The 14,588-nt window shown below is 67.1% G+C and carries 11 protein-coding genes; 4 read left to right on the forward strand and 7 right to left on the reverse strand.

Annotated elements, in window-relative coordinates; all coding sequences use genetic code 11:
* Nucleotides 1-21: 21 nt before the first annotated feature.
* Entirely contained in the window at nucleotides 22-918 is an 897-nt protein-coding gene (locus ACZ9AQ_RS03685) for a LysR substrate-binding domain-containing protein (protein ID WP_429202756.1), read from the reverse strand.
* A 95-nt stretch (nucleotides 919-1,013) separates the two neighbouring features.
* Between ACZ9AQ_RS03685 and ACZ9AQ_RS03690 the strand changes: the two genes are divergently transcribed.
* Nucleotides 1,014-2,177, forward strand: a complete 1,164-nt coding sequence (locus tag ACZ9AQ_RS03690; RefSeq protein ID WP_429202754.1) for a mandelate racemase/muconate lactonizing enzyme family protein — start codon at nucleotides 1,014-1,016, stop codon at nucleotides 2,175-2,177.
* Nucleotides 2,178-2,228: 51 nt separating this feature from the next.
* Here ACZ9AQ_RS03690 and ACZ9AQ_RS03695 read toward each other — a convergent pair whose 3' ends face one another.
* Together ACZ9AQ_RS03695 and ACZ9AQ_RS03700 are read right to left on the reverse strand one after the other, a co-directional pair.
* On the reverse strand, nucleotides 2,229-3,050 hold the full coding sequence (locus ACZ9AQ_RS03695) for an SDR family NAD(P)-dependent oxidoreductase (RefSeq protein WP_429202752.1): 822 nt from the start codon (nucleotides 3,048-3,050) through the stop codon (nucleotides 2,229-2,231).
* A gap of 69 nt (nucleotides 3,051-3,119) precedes the next feature.
* The gene (locus tag ACZ9AQ_RS03700) at nucleotides 3,120-4,208 is read right to left on the reverse strand and encodes a tartrate dehydrogenase (RefSeq protein ID WP_429202750.1); all 1,089 of its coding nucleotides are present in this window, start codon (nucleotides 4,206-4,208) and stop codon (nucleotides 3,120-3,122) included.
* A gap of 92 nt (nucleotides 4,209-4,300) precedes the next feature.
* On the opposite strand from ACZ9AQ_RS03700, the gene ACZ9AQ_RS03705 reads away from it, so the two are divergent.
* From ACZ9AQ_RS03705 to ACZ9AQ_RS03715, 3 genes are all read left to right on the forward strand, one after another.
* Nucleotides 4,301-5,257, forward strand: a complete 957-nt coding sequence (locus tag ACZ9AQ_RS03705; protein ID WP_429202749.1) for a LysR substrate-binding domain-containing protein — start codon at nucleotides 4,301-4,303, stop codon at nucleotides 5,255-5,257.
* Between the two features lie 295 nt (nucleotides 5,258-5,552).
* A complete protein-coding gene (locus tag ACZ9AQ_RS03710; protein ID WP_429202747.1) occupies nucleotides 5,553-6,203 on the forward strand; it encodes a YitT family protein in 651 nt (216 codons plus the stop codon).
* 530 nt (nucleotides 6,204-6,733) lie between these two features.
* Complete coding sequence (locus ACZ9AQ_RS03715) at nucleotides 6,734-8,089, forward strand: amidohydrolase family protein (protein ID WP_429202745.1); 1,356 nt, start codon at nucleotides 6,734-6,736, stop codon at nucleotides 8,087-8,089.
* A gap of 4 nt (nucleotides 8,090-8,093) precedes the next feature.
* Here ACZ9AQ_RS03715 and ACZ9AQ_RS03720 read toward each other — a convergent pair whose 3' ends face one another.
* The 4 genes from ACZ9AQ_RS03720 to ACZ9AQ_RS03735 form a co-directional block, all read right to left on the reverse strand.
* Nucleotides 8,094-9,398, reverse strand: coding sequence for an ATP-binding protein (locus ACZ9AQ_RS03720; RefSeq protein WP_429202743.1), 1,305 nt, complete (start codon nucleotides 9,396-9,398; stop codon nucleotides 8,094-8,096).
* A 100-nt stretch (nucleotides 9,399-9,498) separates the two neighbouring features.
* The gene (locus ACZ9AQ_RS03725; protein WP_429202741.1) at nucleotides 9,499-10,179 is read right to left on the reverse strand and encodes a response regulator transcription factor; all 681 of its coding nucleotides are present in this window, start codon (nucleotides 10,177-10,179) and stop codon (nucleotides 9,499-9,501) included.
* Between the two features lie 7 nt (nucleotides 10,180-10,186).
* On the reverse strand, nucleotides 10,187-13,372 hold the full coding sequence (locus ACZ9AQ_RS03730; RefSeq protein WP_429202739.1) for an efflux RND transporter permease subunit: 3,186 nt from the start codon (nucleotides 13,370-13,372) through the stop codon (nucleotides 10,187-10,189).
* A gap of 6 nt (nucleotides 13,373-13,378) precedes the next feature.
* Nucleotides 13,379-14,578, reverse strand: coding sequence for an efflux RND transporter periplasmic adaptor subunit (locus tag ACZ9AQ_RS03735; RefSeq protein ID WP_429202737.1), 1,200 nt, complete (start codon nucleotides 14,576-14,578; stop codon nucleotides 13,379-13,381).
* Nucleotides 14,579-14,588 lie beyond the last annotated feature (10 nt).

Here is a 14,588-nt window from a genome sequence, read left to right on the forward strand (position 1 = left end):
GAATGCGCCGCATGGGCGGCTTCAAGCCGGCGCGAACTGCGCGGCCAGGAAATCGATGAAGGCGCGCGCCCGCGCCGACTGCCGGCGTCCGCCCGGATAGACCACGTACAGGTCGGCCGCCGGCTGCACGTACTGCGGCAGCACGATGCGCAGGCGCCCGCTGTCGAGGTATTTGTTCAGATCCCATTCCGAGCGCACCAGGATGCCGTGGCCGTCCAGCGCCCAGCCGAGGGCGATGTCGCCGTCGTTGCTCGACAGCGCGCCCTGCACCTTGACCGACACATTGCGCCCCTCGTGCACCAGGCGCCAGACGCCGTGCGCATCCTCGTTCTGGCGGTGGACGATGCAGCGGTGCCGGGCCAGGTCGGCCAGGCTGCCCGGCTCTCCATGCCGTTCGAGGTAGCGCGGCGAGGCGCACAGGAAGCGCCGGTTCGACATGATGCGGCGCGCCACCAGGCGCTGGTCGGGCAACTCGCCGAAGCGGATCGCCAGGTCGATCCCGTCCGCGACCAGGTCGACCGGGCGGTCGGTGACGTCGAGCTGCACTTCGACCTGCGGATAGCGCTGGGCGAAGCTGGAGACCAGCGGCGCGATCGTGGTGCGCCCGAAGCCCAGCGACGCGTTCACCTTCAAGAGGCCCCGCGGCACCGAGCGCGTGCCGGATACCGCTTCTTCCATCTCGCGCAGCTCGGCGAGAATCCGGGTCGCGTAGTGCAGATAGGTTTCGCCTTCCGGCGTCAGGCTGCTGGTGCGGGTGGTGCGGTTCACCAGGCGCACGCCCAGGTGTTCTTCCAGCTGCGCCAGGCGCTTGGTGGCGGCGGGCGGGGTCAGGTCGAGTTCGCGGGCGGCCGCCGACAAACTGCCGTGGCGCGCCAGCAGGACGAAGAATGCGAGGTGGGAGGCGAGGTCGTTTTTCACCGCAGGTTAATAATCTAGTGAATCCGACTCAATCATAACCGCCTTTGGAGCGAATAATCTGGTGGCTGGTTCAACCGCAAGCGAAGGAACACCAGATGAGAATCGTCGACATCCGCGAAAAAACCGTCCCGATCAGCTCCCCGATCCGCAACGCCTACATCGACTTCAGCAAGATGACGCTGAGCGTGGTGGCCGTCGTCACCGACGTCGTGCGCGACGGGAAGCCGGTGATCGGCTACGGCTTCAATTCCAACGGCCGCTATGGCCAGGGCACGCTGATGCGCGAGCGCTTCATCCCGCGCATCCTCGAGGCCGAACCCGGCGCGCTGCTCGAGGACGGCGCCAACCTCGACCCGCACAAGGTGTGGCAGGCGATGTTTACCAACGAGAAGCCGGGCGGGCATGGCGAGCGCTCGGTGGCCATCGGCACCATCGACATGGCGATATGGGACGCGACCGCCAAGATCGCCGGCAAGCCGCTGTTCCAGCTGCTGGCCGAGCGTTACGGCAACGGCGAGCCTGACCGGAAGGTGTTCGTGTACGCGGCCGGCGGCTATTATTATCCGGGCCAGGACCACGGCAAGCTGAAGGACGAGATGCGCAGCTATCTCGACCGCGGCTACACGGTGGTCAAGAAGAAGATCGGCGGCGCCTCGCTCGACGAAGACCTGCGCCGCATCGACTCGATCCTCTCTGTGCTGGGCGATGGCCAGAAGCTGGCGGTGGACGCCAACGGCCGCTTCGACCTGGACACCGCGATCCGCTACGCCAAGGCGCTGTCGCAGTACGACCTGTTCTGGTACGAGGAAGCCGGCGACCCGCTCGACTACGAGCTGCAGGCCACGCTGCGCAACTATTACGACAAGCCGATGGCCACCGGCGAGAACCTGTTCTCGATGCAGGATGCGCGCAACCTGATCCGCCACGGCGGCATGCGAGCCGACCGGGACTGGCTGCAGTTCGACTGCGCGCTCAGTTACGGCCTGGTGGAGTACCTGCGCACCCTCGATATGCTGCGCCAGCATGGCTGGTCGAGCAGCCGCTGCATTCCCCATGGCGGGCACCAGATGTCGCTCAATATCGCGGCCGGGCTGGGACTCGGCGGCAACGAGTCCTATCCCGACCTGTTCCAGCCGTATGGCGGCTTTCCGGATGGCGTGAAGGTCGAGAATGGGTTCATCACGATGCCGGACCTCCCGGGTATCGGCTTCGAGGGCAAGGCCGACCTCATTGCCGAGATGCGGCGCCTGACCGATTGAGCAGACGAATGCGAGGTCGAATGCGCGGACGAATGCGCGCGGACCTAAGCGTCAATCCTTCAGGCCCGACCCCGGCCTGGCCTGGGCCGCGTGCAGGTCGGCCTTGACCGTATCGGGCGCCAGGTTGTTGACGACGTTGCCGATGAACTTGCTGCTCGTCAGACCCGCGACGATGCGATCCTTGCCTTCCTTGAACGCGGCGTAGCCTTCCTCGGCCACTTTCGCCGGCGAGGCCTTTTCTCCCACGCCGAGCTTGTTGGTGAGCATGTCGGCGCGCGGCCAGAAATTGGTGTCGACCTGGCCCGGCATCAAGAGCGTGATGGTGACGCCGCTGACGCCACTGTCCTTGAGCTCGGACTTGACAGCCTCGGCGAACGACACCAGGAAGGCCTTGGTCGCGCCGTACACGGCCTCGTACGGCGTCGGCATGGTGCCGGAAATCGACGCGGTAAACAGCAGCTTGCCCGCGCCTTGCGCGACCATGTCTGGCAGGATGCGCTTGGTCAGGTGGACTTGCGAGATCGTGTTCAGCTGGATCATCGCGATTTCGCGTTGCAGGTCGGTGCCGCCGACGAAGTGGCCGCCCAGGCCGACGCCGGCATTGAGCGCGGCGGCGGCCAGCGGGCGGCCAGCGGCGCGCACCGCCGCGTACAGGGTTTCGACGCCGTCGAAGTCGGTGAGGTCGGCCACCACGGTGGTCACTTGCGCGCCGCGGCTTTCCAGCTCTCCGGCCGCGGCGTCCAGGCCGGCCTGCGTGGTGGCGGTGATGATGAGGTCATGGCCGTCGGCCGCGAACTGGTGGGCCAGTTCGTAGCCGATGCCGCTGGAGGCGCCGGTGATCAGCGCCAGTGGACGTTGGGTTCGTTCTGTCATTGCTGGCTCCTTCGATTGCTCGTCGGGGCCAGCGTAGCATGGTGCAAGAATCGTCCTCGTCCGGCTGGGTCAGCCTTGCGTGTCGAGGTAGCGTGCGACCGCCTGGCCCACTTCGGTCGTATTGGCGGCGCCGCCCATGTCCGGCGTGCGCGGACCCTCGACCAGGCATTTCTCGATGGCGGCCAGCATGGCGTCGTGGGCCGCGGTATAGGTGGCGTCGCCCTGGCCCAGGAACTCGAGCATCATCGCGCCGGACCAGATCATCGCGATCGGGTTGGCGATGTTCTTGCCGTAGATGTCGGGCGCCGAGCCGTGCACCGGTTCGAACAGCGACGGGAAGGTGCGTTCCGGATTCAGGTTGGCCGATGGCGCGATGCCGATGGTGCCGGTGCAGGCCGGGCCGAGGTCGGACAGGATGTCGCCGAACAGGTTCGAGGCCACCACCACGTCGAAGCGTTCGGGCGAGATCACGAAGCGCGCGCACAGGATGTCGATGTGGTACTTGTCCCATTTGACGTCGCCGTAGTCCTGGCCGACGGCGGCCACGCGCTCGTCCCAATACGGCATCGAGATCGAGATGCCGTTCGACTTGGTCGCGGCGGTCAGGTGTTTTTTCGGGCGGCGCTGGGCCAGGTCGAACGCGTACTTGAGGATGCGGTCGGTGCCGTGGCGGGTGAAGACCGATTCCTGCAGCACGAACTCGCGCTCGGTCCCCTCGAACATCTTGCCGCCGACCGAGGAATATTCGCCTTCGGTGTTTTCGCGCACCACGTAGAAGTCGATGTCGCCGGGCTTCTTGTTCGCCAGCGGGCAGGGCACGCCGGGCATCAGCCGCACCGGGCGCAGGTTGACGTACTGGTCGAATTCGCGGCGGAACTTCAGGAGCGACCCCCACAGCGAGATATGGTCGGGCACCGTGTCGGGCCAGCCGACGGCGCCGAAATAGATGGCCTCGAAGCCGTCCAGTTGCTGGCGCCAGTCGTCCGGCATCATCTTGCCGTGCTGCGCGTAATAGTCGCAGTCGGCCCAGGCGAAGTTGGTGAACTCGAGCCCGATGCCGAAGCGGCGGGCGGTCACTTCGAGGGCGCGCAGGCCCTCGGGCATGACTTCCTTGCCGATGCCGTCGCCGGCGATGACTGCGATCTTGTGGGTCTTCATGCGTGCTCCTGATTGCTGGGTAAGTGCAACCAGCATAATCCAAAACGCGCTGTATATAATATGGCATTGCGTGGCATCAAGGAACACGAATCGTGAATAATCTGGTGGAGCATGCTGATCTGCGTGTCTTTGTGACCGTCGTGAGGAAGGGCTCGTTCGCCCAGGCCGCCGCGGAGCTGGGCATGTCGGCGGCCTATGTCAGCAAGCGCATCGGCGTGCTGGAAGAGGCGCTGGGCGCGCGGCTGTTCGAGCGCACCACGCGCCGCATCGTCATTACCGAGGAGGGCGAGCAGGCCTTCGGCCGGGCCCAGGCCATCCTGGAGAGCCTGGACGACCTGGTCGACGAGGTATCCGAGCGGCGCCGCGAGCCCAGTGGCCGGGTGCGCATCTGCAGCAGCTTCGGCTTCGGGCGCAATGTGGTGGCGCCGGCGATTGCCAAGCTGGTGCGCGCTTATCCGGCGCTGCAGATCCGGTTCGAGGTGTTCGACCGCCTGGTCGATCCGGTGGCCGAGGGGTTCGATCTCGACGTGCGCATCGGCGACGAGATCGCGCCGCAGCTGATCGCGCGCCGTTTGATGGCGAACCACCGCATCCTGTGCGCGGCGCCGGACTACCTGGCACGCCATGGCGCGCCGCGCTCGCTGCAGGAGCTGTCCGGCCACCAGTGCCTGGTGATCAAGGAGCGCGACCATCCGTTCGGCGTCTGGCGGCTGCGCGCGCGCGCGGGCGAAGAGACGGTGAAGGTGTCGGGCGCGCTGTCGACCAACCATGGCGAGATCGCGCTGCGCTGGGCGCTCGACGGCGCCGGCATCATCCTGCGCTCGCGCTGGCATGCCCAGCCCCATCTCGATGCCGGGCGGCTGGTGCAGCTGCTGCCCGACTTCACCCAGGAGGCCAATGTCTGGGCCGTGTATCCGCAGCGGCTGGGCAATTCGGCGAAGGTGCGGGTGTGCGTCGAGTTCCTGGAGCGCGAGCTGGCGACGCAGGCGCCGAAAATAGGGATGCCTGCCGTCGAATCCGCACTGGAACAGACGAAGGATGCACCGTGATAGTGCGCTGCACAAGGGTATTGCGTCGGGTGTTTCTCATCTGGTACGTCCCGATGCGTGGCGTATCGACATTGCGCCGCAACATGAGCGATAATAGCGACCCGAAGCACACCGTACCCCGTGCGTTTCGCGCATCTGCGCCTACCCGGCGCGCCCGGCATCCCTGTTACTACCATATCGCAAGGAACATGAAACTCAGCTCTTCGCTCGTCGCTACCCCCTGCACGGTCACCCGGCGGACCCCGTCCGCTCGCGTGGCAAACGCTTTCATCGTCGTCGATGCGGCGGTGCGCGGATGAGCCAGTCTGCCATGTTCCCCGGCCCGTCGTCGCCAGCCCCGAGCGCGGTGGTGGTCAAGCCGCATTCGCCACTGGACGACGTCTATGGCATCACCGTCGGTGTGCTCTTCGTCGTGATCGGTATCGTGCTGCTGCAGGCGGCCCAGCTGCTCACTGGCGGCGTGGCCGGCATCGCGCTGCTGACGTCCTACGCGAGCGGGCTGCCGGTCGGCACCCTGTTCATGATGATCAACGTGCCGTTCTTCCTGTTCGGCTACCTGTTCATGGGGCCGCTCTTCACCTTCAAGTCGCTGGCCGGCAGCGCGCTGGTCATGGGCCTGCTCAAGATCATGCCCTACGTCCTGGTGATCGATCACATCCACCCCGCAGTGGCGGCGCTGGGCGGCGGCACCTTCTGCGGCATGGGCGTCCTGGCCATGGCGCGCCACGGCGCCGGCGTCGGCGGCACCGGCATCGTCACCCTGTGGCTGCAAAAGAAGTACGGCATCAACGCCGGCCGCAGCCAGGTCATGATCGACAGCGTCATCCTGTTGCTGGCCCTCGGTCTGGTGGCCCCGCACCTGGTCGGCTGGTCGGCGCTGAGCGCGGTCGCCATGAGCAGCATGGTCATGGTCTGGCACCGCGCCGGCCGCTACTTCGGCAGCTAACCCATCCTAATTAGGGTCAGAGTAGAATTATTGAGCAATTTCCCAGATTGACTAGCGGCTATTCGCGATGAGCAGCTGCCAGGAATCAGGTAGCGGAATAATGAGGGTCAGTGTCGAATTGTTTTCCAATTGATTTTCAAAAATTGGCAAACAATTCGACACTGACCCTCTTTGTTTTGGCCTCGTGCGATCGCTATCATCAATGAAAATAGTTCTCTGTTCTAACTTGTTCTCCCTGTATAACGCACAGGGCGCTAAACCCGGTGTAAATAAATAGGGTCAGAGTCGATTTGTTGAGCAATTTTTCAGCTTATCGATCAGTTCGCCACCAATTTCTCGGCTCGCTCAGAGATATTGTCTAGCAATTAGGGTCAGAGTCAAATTATTCGCCAATTGATTTACTGAAGTTGTCAAACAATTTTACTCTGACCCTAATTAATGATTGACGATTCGGTGGCGGGCGTAAGCGCGCGCGGCTCGGCGGTATTGGATTGTAGAATTGGCAGCAATCCCATTGTCTGGAAATTGCCATGCCGCCTTTCTTGCATTGTGTCGTGTTCGCCCTGTTGTTGGCGTCGTGCCAGGCCGCCTTCGGCCAGTCGGGCGCCTTGCTGATCCAGAATGCCCACGTCGTCAGCCTCGACCCGCAGCAGGGCGACCGGCGCGATGCCGACGTGCTGGTGCGCGACGGGCGGATCGTCGCCGTCGGGCGCAAGCTCGAGGCGGCAGGGGCCGAGCGGATCGATGCGCGCGGCATGATCCTGCTGCCGGGGCTGGTCGATACCCATACCCATCTGTGGCTGAGCGCGGCGCGCGGCCAGTTTCGCAATACCCCCGACACCGATTACTTCGCGCTCAAGAAACGTTTGGGGCGGCATTACACGCCCGAGGATATCCGCATCGGCACGTATGTCGGCGCCGTTGAGACGCTGGCGTCGGGCGTCACGACCACCGTCGATTTCTTCCATAACCTGCGTAGTCCCGCGCACCTGGAGGCGGCCGAACAGGCGCTGCTGCAAAGCGGCATCCGCGCCAGGCTGCTGGCCGGCGCGCATGACGACCTTGGCGCGACCGAGAGCATCGACCTCGACCTGCTCGCCGCCGTGGCGGCGCGGGCGCGCCCCGGGCGCGTCACCCTCGGGCTGGGCTGGCGCGGCGTGGGCGAGGGCAAGGCCGACGTCGTCGCGACCGGCCGGCGCGAGATCGCCGCCGCGCGCAAGCTCGGCCTGCCGGTCTCGGTGCATTCCGGCGGCAAGCGCAATGGCGCCCTGGCCGCCAGCGGCCTGTTAGGTGCGGACGTGCAGATCGTGCACGCCACCGGCGCCACGCCCGCCGAGCTGGCGGCGTTTCGACAGGCCGGCAGCGCGCTGTCGCTGACGCCGGTCACCGAGCAGCGGGTCGGCTATGGCCTGACCGTCCTGAGCGACTACGCGGCCGTGGGCCGCATCGGCCTGGGCATCGACGGCACTGCGCTCGCCGGTAGCGCCGACCTGTTCGCCAATATGCGCCTGCTCGCGCTCACCGAATCCGGCGCGCGCAAGAAGGAAACGGCGGTCGCGCCGCGCCGCATCCTCGAATTGGCGACGATCGAGGCGGCGCGCTCGATCGGGATGGACGACCAGATCGGCTCGATCACGCCCGGCAAGCGCGCCGACCTGATCCTGCTCGACCCCGGCGCCCTGAACATGTCCCTGGCGGGCGATGCCGATCCCTATGCCCTGATCGTGTACTCGGCCACGCCCGCCAACGTCGACACCGTGATCGTCGACGGCGTGGTTCGCAAGCGCGGCGGGCGCCTGCTCGGCGTCGACGTGCCACGGCTGATGAACGAGGCGCGCGCCTCGATCGACGCCATCTTCGAACGCGCCGAGGGGGCTTCCCGATAAGACCTCAGTAGGTCTGCGCAGCCGGATTGGCGTGCAGCAGCAGGGTGGCGCGCAGGCCCGGATGGTTGTCTTCCAAGGTCAGGCTGCCGCCATGCAGGCGCGCCACGGCCGAGACCACGCTCAGGCCCAGGCCCACGCCCGGCGTGCCGCGGCTGGCGTCGACCCGGTAGAAGCGCTCGATCACGCGCGTGCGCTCGTGCTGCGCAATGCCCGGGCCGTTGTCGGCCACCACCACTGCCACCCGGTCGGCGTCGACGCGGCGCGCGGTGATCGCGATCGCGCCGCGCGCCGGCGCGAATTTCAGGGCGTTGTCGACCATATTGCCCAGGGCCTGGGCCAGCAGCACCGGGTCGCCCACCACCCGCAAATCCTCGGGGGCGTCGAAGCCGAGGTCGATGTCCTTCAGTTCGGCCACCGGGCCGTAGAATTCGGTGACCTCGGCGCCCAGCGCGGCCAGGTCGACCTCGACGAAACCGCCGCGCCGGCTGCCGCTGTCGATCTCGGCCAGGCGCAACAGCGCATTGAAGATGCCCATCACGCGGTCGACGTCGTCGATGGCGGCGTCGATCTCGGCGAAGGTTTCGTCGGCGGCCGGACGCGCCACCGACAGTTCTTCGAGCCGCGCGCGCAGCTCAGACAGCGGCGTGCGCAGGTCGTGCGCGATCGCATTCGAGACGTCCTGCACCCCCGTCACCAGGTGCTCGATCTGGTCCAGCATGCGGTTGACGGTGCGGGTCAACTGCTGCAGCTCTTCGCCGTCGCGCGGCTCCACCAGGCGGTGCGACAGCTTGCCTTCGATGATCGAGGCGGTGGTCTGGCTGATGCGCTGCACCCGTCCCAGCAGCGCGCGCCGGATCAACACGCCGCCCAGCGCCGCTCCCACCAGCACCACCAGCGCGCAGCCCAGCAGGCCGTAGGCGAACAGGCGCTCGAGCTGCTGGAAGCGATCCAGGTTGCTGGCCACCAGCAGCATGTAGCGGTCTTCCAGGGTCACCCGCACCAGCTCCACGTTGCGCGGCTTGTCGTCGACCCGAATCGTCACCCGGCACAGGCCGTCGCGATCGGGCACGCCCTCGGGCCACTCCGGCAGGTTGCCGGCCAGCTTGGCGCCGTCGGGCGCCGCGAACAGCATGATCTTGCGCACGCCGTCGTTGACGCCATGGACCTGGCTGTCGATCGCCGCCGCCAGCGCCGGCGGCCCCTGGCGCTCGAACAGGTTGCTCAGGTGCCGCGCGTCCGTTTTGAGCAGCTGGCTGCGCACCTCGCCGATGTTCTTGTGCCAGGCGAACCACAGCGGCGCGGCGAACATCGCCAGCACCAGCAGGGTGACGACGGCGTAGCCGATCGCGATGGTGCGGGCGGAAAAGCTGGGCAGGCGCAGGTTCAGGGCAGGTGTCTCACGACGTGCGTCAAGGCTGGTCGGTCAGCATGTAGCCGGCATTGCGCACGGTGCGCAGCAGCGGCGTCGAAAAGCCGGCGTCGATCTTTTGCCGCAGCTTGCTGATGTGGACGTCGATGACGTTGGTCTGCGGGTCAAAGTGGTAGTCCCACACGTTTTCGAGCAGCATGGTGCGCGTCACCACCTGGTTCGCGTGGCGCAGCAGGTAGGTGAGCAGCTTGAATTCGCGCGGCTGCAGCGCCACCGGGCGGCCGGCGCGCGTGACGCGGTGCGACAGCATGTCGACCGACAGGTCGCCCAGGCTCATCACGGTTTCCACGGCCTGGCTCTGCGAGCGGCGCAGCAGGGCGTCGAGCCGCGCCAGCAGCTCGCCGAAAGCGAACGGTTTGGTCAGGTAGTCGTCGCCGCCGGCGCGCAGGCCGCGGATGCGCTCGTCCACGCCGTCCAGCGCGGACAGGATCAGGATCGGCACCCGGTTGCCCTGCTGGCGCAGGGCTTCGACGATGCCGAGACCGTCGATCCCGCCCGGCAGCATGCGGTCCATCACGATCGCGTCGTAGGGCTCGCTGACTGCATGGTACATGCCGTCGCGGCCATTGTCGGCGTGGTCGACCGTATGCCCGGCCTCGGTCAGCCCCTTCCTGACGAAGCGGGCCACGCGTTCATTGTCTTCGACGAGTAGCAGTTTCACGGGAGTCTCATTGGGATGCCGGCATTGTATCCGATGCCTCGGCCTCGGCCTCGGCCTTGGTCGCGGGGGCCGCGGGCGGCGGCGTGTGGGCCACCGGCGGCTTCGAGCGTCCGGCGACGATCACGTAGAACAGCGGGATCATGAAGGTTGCCAGGAAGGTCGCGGTCATCATGCCACCGATCACGCCGATGCCGAGCGCATTCTGGGCGCCGGAGCCGGCCCCGCTGGCAATCGCCAGCGGCGTCACGCCGAGCATGAAGGCCAGCGAGGTCATGATGATCGGACGCAGACGCACCTTCGACGCTTCGAGCGCCGCCTCGAGCGCGCCCTTGCCCTGCAACTGCAGCTCGCGCGCGAATTCGGCGATCAGGATCGCGTTCTTGGCCGACAGGCCGATGGTGGTCAACAGGCCGACCTGGAAGAACACGTCGTTTTCCATGCCGAAGGCGGTGGCCGCGCCCAGCGCGCCCAGCACCCCGATCGGCACCACCATGATCACCGAGACCGGGATCGCCCAGCTCTCGTACAGCGCGGCCAGGCACAGGAACACGACCAGGATCGACAGGCCGTACAGCAGCGGCGCCTGGGCCCCGGCCTGGGATTCCTGCAGCGAGATGCCGCTCCATTCGTAGCCGATGCCCTGCGGCAGCTGCTGGCTCAGGCGGTCCATGATCTCCATCGCTTCGCCGGTGCTGTAGCCGGGCGCCGGCTGGCCCACGATCTCGGCCGAAGTCAGGCCGTTGTAGCGCTGCACCGACGGCGCGCCCCAGGTCCAGCGCGCGCTCGAGAACGACGAGAACGGGACCATTTCGCCGTCGCGGTTGCGCACGTGCAGCAGGCGGATGTCGTCCGGATTCATCCGGTACTCGGCCTCGGCCTGCACATACACGCGCTTGATGCGGTCGTCGGTGTCGAGGAAGTTGTTCACGTAGCGCGAACCCCAGGCGGTGGAGAAGGCCGCGTCGACCTCGGTCAGGTCCACGCCCAGCGCCGCCGCCTTTTCGCGGTCGATGTCGATCTTGTACATCGGGTTGTCGGACAGGCCGGTGAAGCGCACCCGGGTCAGGGCGGGTTCGTTCGCCGCCAGCGCCAGCAACTGGTCGCGCGCGTCGGACAGCGCCGCCCGTCCCAGGCCGCCGCGGTCCTGCAGCTGCATGGTAAAGCCCGTGGCCGAGCCCAGGCCGCGGATCGACGGCGGCTCGATCGGCACCACCTGGGCGCCCTGGAAGTCCTGGTAGCGCGCGGCGATGCGTTCGCTCAGGCTCGAGACGTGCAGCTCGTCGTCGCCGCGCTCGTCCCACGGACGCAGGCGCACGAACATGCGGCCCACGTTCTGGCCGCGCTGTCCCTGGGCCGCGCCGTTGATGATCATGGTCGCCTCGACCATCGCTTTTTCGTCGACCAGCAGGTACTGGCTGATCTCTTCCAGCACCTTGCCGGTCGTTTCCTGGGTGGTGCCGGCCGGGGCCTGGACCTGGACCAGCATGTAGCCCTGGTCTTCCTTGGGCAAGAAGCCCCCCGGCAGGCGCAGGAACAGCGCCACCACGACGCCGATCATGACCAGGTAGACCACCATCCAGAGCGCGCGCCGGCCGAGGATGCTCGACACCGCGCCCAGGTAGCGGTCGCGCGTGTTGTCGAACGAGCGGTTGAACCAGCCGAAGAAGCCTTTTTTCTCGTGGTGGCCGGGATCGACGGGCTTGAGCATGGTGGCGCACAGGGCCGGGGTCAGGCTCAGCGCGATGAACACCGACAGCAGCATCGAGGACACCACGGTCAGCGAGAACTCGCGGTAGATCGCGCCCACGGTGCCGCTGGAGAAGGCCACCGGCACGAACACCGCCGACAGCACCAGCGCCACGCCGACCAGCGCGCTGCTGATCTGGCCCATGGCCTTGAGCGTGGCTTCCTTCGGCGACAGCCCGTCCTCCTGCATCACGCGCTCGACGTTCTCGACCACGACGATGGCGTCGTCGACCAGCAGGCCGATGGACAGCACCAGGCCGAACATCGACAGCGTATTGACCGTGAACCCGAGCGTCGCCATGATGCCGAAGGTGCCGAGCAGCACGATCGGCACCGTGATCGAGGGGATCAGGGTGGCGCGGAAGTTCTGCAGGAACAGGTACATGACCAGGAACACCAGCACGATGCCTTCGATCAGGGTCTTGATCACCTCCTCGATCGAGGACTCGATGAAGGGCGTGACGTCGTTCGGATACACGGTGCGCAGGCCGGGCGGGAAGAATTCGCCCAGCTCGGCCAGGCGGGCGCGCACCGCGACCGCGGTGTCGAGGGCGTTGGCGCCGGGCGCCATCTGGACGCCCAGGCCGGAGGCCGACTTGCCGTTGTAGCGCACGTCGACGAAATAGTTCTCGGGCCCCAGCTCGACCCGCGCCACGTCGCCGATGCGCACGCTGGCGCCGTCCGGCTGCACCTTGAGCAGGATGCGGCGGAACTCGTCGGGCGTGCGCAGCAGGGTGGCCTGGGTGATGGTGGCGTTGAGCGCCTGGCCCGGCACCGCCGGCGTCGCGCCCAGCTGGCCGCCGGAGATCTGCACGTTCTGGGCGCGGATCGCGTTGGTCACGTCGATCGGCGTGAGCGCGTAGCCCGTGAGCTTGACCGGATCGATCCAGATCCGCATCGCATACTGCGTGCCGAACACGTTCAGGTCACCGACGCCGGGGACGCGGCTGATCGGGTCCTGGATGTTCGACGACACGTAGTTGGCGATGTCGAACTTGCTCATGCTGTCGTCGTCGGACACGAAGGCGGCCACCATCAGGAAGTCGCTGGTCGACTTGGTCACGCGCAAGCCGTTCTGCTGGACCTCGGCCGGCAGGCGCGGCACGGCCGCCTGCAACTGGTTCTGCACCTGGACCTGGGCGATGTCCGGATCGGTGCCGGCGGCGAAGGTGAGGGTGGTGGTCGACTGGCCCGTGTCGTCGCTCGACGAATCCATGTACAGCAGGTTGTCGATCGCGGTGAGCTGCTGCTCGATCACCTGGATGACCGTGTTCTGCATGGTCTCGGCGGACGCGCCCGGGAAGTTGGCGCGGATCTGCACCGCCGGCGGCTGCACGGCCGGGTATTGCTCGATCGGCAACTGGAACAGGGCGATGCCGCCGCCCAGCATGATCAGGAGCGAGATGACGATCGCGAAGATCGGGCGGAAGATGAAGAATCGTGCCATCGCCGCTCAACCTCGCGCCGCTGGCGCCGCGGCGGCGCCAGCCGTTGCTGCCGCTGCCGCCGGCGCCGCCGCACGCACCCTGACCGCCATGCCCGGCTTGAGTTTCTGGACGCCGCCGACGATCACGCGTTCGCCTTCCTTCAGGCCTTCCTCGACCAGCCAGTGGCCGTCGACCAGCGGCCCGGTGCGCACGATGCGCAGCTGGGTCTTGTTGTCGGCGCCGACCACCATCACGGTGCCCGCGCCCTGCGGATTGCGCGTCACGGCCTGGGCCGGCACGCGCATCACCGACTGACGCACGCCCTGGCTGACGGCGGCGCGCACGAACATGCCGGGCAGCAGCAGGCGGTCGGGATTCGGGAAACGCGCGCGCATGGTGACCGAGCCGGTGGCCGGGTCGACCGTCACGCCGCTGAATTCCAGCGTGCCTTCGCGCGCATAGGTGCTGCCGTCTTCCAGCGTCAGGACCACCCGGGCGGCATTGGCGCCGTCCATGCGCACCTTGCCGGCGGCGATCTCGCGCCGCAGCGCCAGTCCTTCGACGCTGGACTGCTGCAGGTCGACGTACATCGGATCGATCTGCTGGATGGTGGTCATCAGGGTCGCGGCGCCGCCCTGCACGTAGGCGCCCTGCGTCACCGCCGAGACGCTGCTGCGGCCGGTGATCGGCGCGCTGACGCTGGTGTAACCGAGGTTGATGCGCGCGGTCTCGACGGCCGCCCTGGCGGCGGCGACGTCGGCCGCGGCTTCGAGCTGGGCTGCCTGCGCGTTTTCGAATTCCTGCTTGCTGACCGCGTTTTCCTTGACCAGCACCTGGTTGCGCCTGAGCTGGGATGTGTTGCTGGCCAGGGTGGCCTGGGCCCGCTGCAGTTCGGCCTCGGCGCTGGCCAGCGCCGCGCGGTAGGGCGCCGGGTCGATCAGGTACAGCGGGTCGCCTTTCCTGACGTCGGCCCCTTCGGTGAACCGGCGCTCCTGCACGATGCCGTCGACCCGGGCCCGGACCTCGGCCAGCAGGAACGGCGAGGTGCGGCCCGGCAGGGCGATGTCGAGCGCCACGTCGGACGTGTTCATCGTCATGACGGCCACCTCCGGCACGGTGGGCGCGGCGGGTTGCGGTTCTTTGGCGCAGGCGGACAGCAGCAGCGCCGCCAGCACGGCGGCGCCAAGAGCCGGCTGGCGCCGGCGCAAGGAAGTGATCGAGGGCATGTGGTCGGAT

The sequence above is a fragment of the Massilia sp. UYP34 genome (genome assembly GCF_056279385.1).

Bases quoted from the DNA above. Each gene is read 5' to 3' on its own strand.
- ACZ9AQ_RS03690 (WP_429202754.1), top strand. From the start codon at position 1,014: ATGAGAATCGTCGACATCCGCGAAAAAACCGTCCCGATCAGCTCCCCG.
- ACZ9AQ_RS03695 (WP_429202752.1), bottom strand. From the start codon at position 3,050: ATGACAGAACGAACCCAACGTCCACTGGCGCTGATCACCGGCGCCTCC.
- ACZ9AQ_RS03700 (WP_429202750.1), bottom strand. From the start codon at position 4,208: ATGAAGACCCACAAGATCGCAGTCATCGCCGGCGACGGCATCGGCAAG.
- ACZ9AQ_RS03710 (WP_429202747.1), top strand. From the start codon at position 5,553: ATGAGCCAGTCTGCCATGTTCCCCGGCCCGTCGTCGCCAGCCCCGAGC.
- ACZ9AQ_RS03715 (WP_429202745.1), top strand. From the start codon at position 6,734: ATGCCGCCTTTCTTGCATTGTGTCGTGTTCGCCCTGTTGTTGGCGTCG.
- ACZ9AQ_RS03720 (WP_429202743.1), bottom strand. From the start codon at position 9,398: ATGTTCGCCGCGCCGCTGTGGTTCGCCTGGCACAAGAACATCGGCGAG.
- ACZ9AQ_RS03730 (WP_429202739.1), bottom strand. From the start codon at position 13,372: ATGGCACGATTCTTCATCTTCCGCCCGATCTTCGCGATCGTCATCTCG.
- ACZ9AQ_RS03735 (WP_429202737.1), bottom strand. From the start codon at position 14,578: ATGCCCTCGATCACTTCCTTGCGCCGGCGCCAGCCGGCTCTTGGCGCC.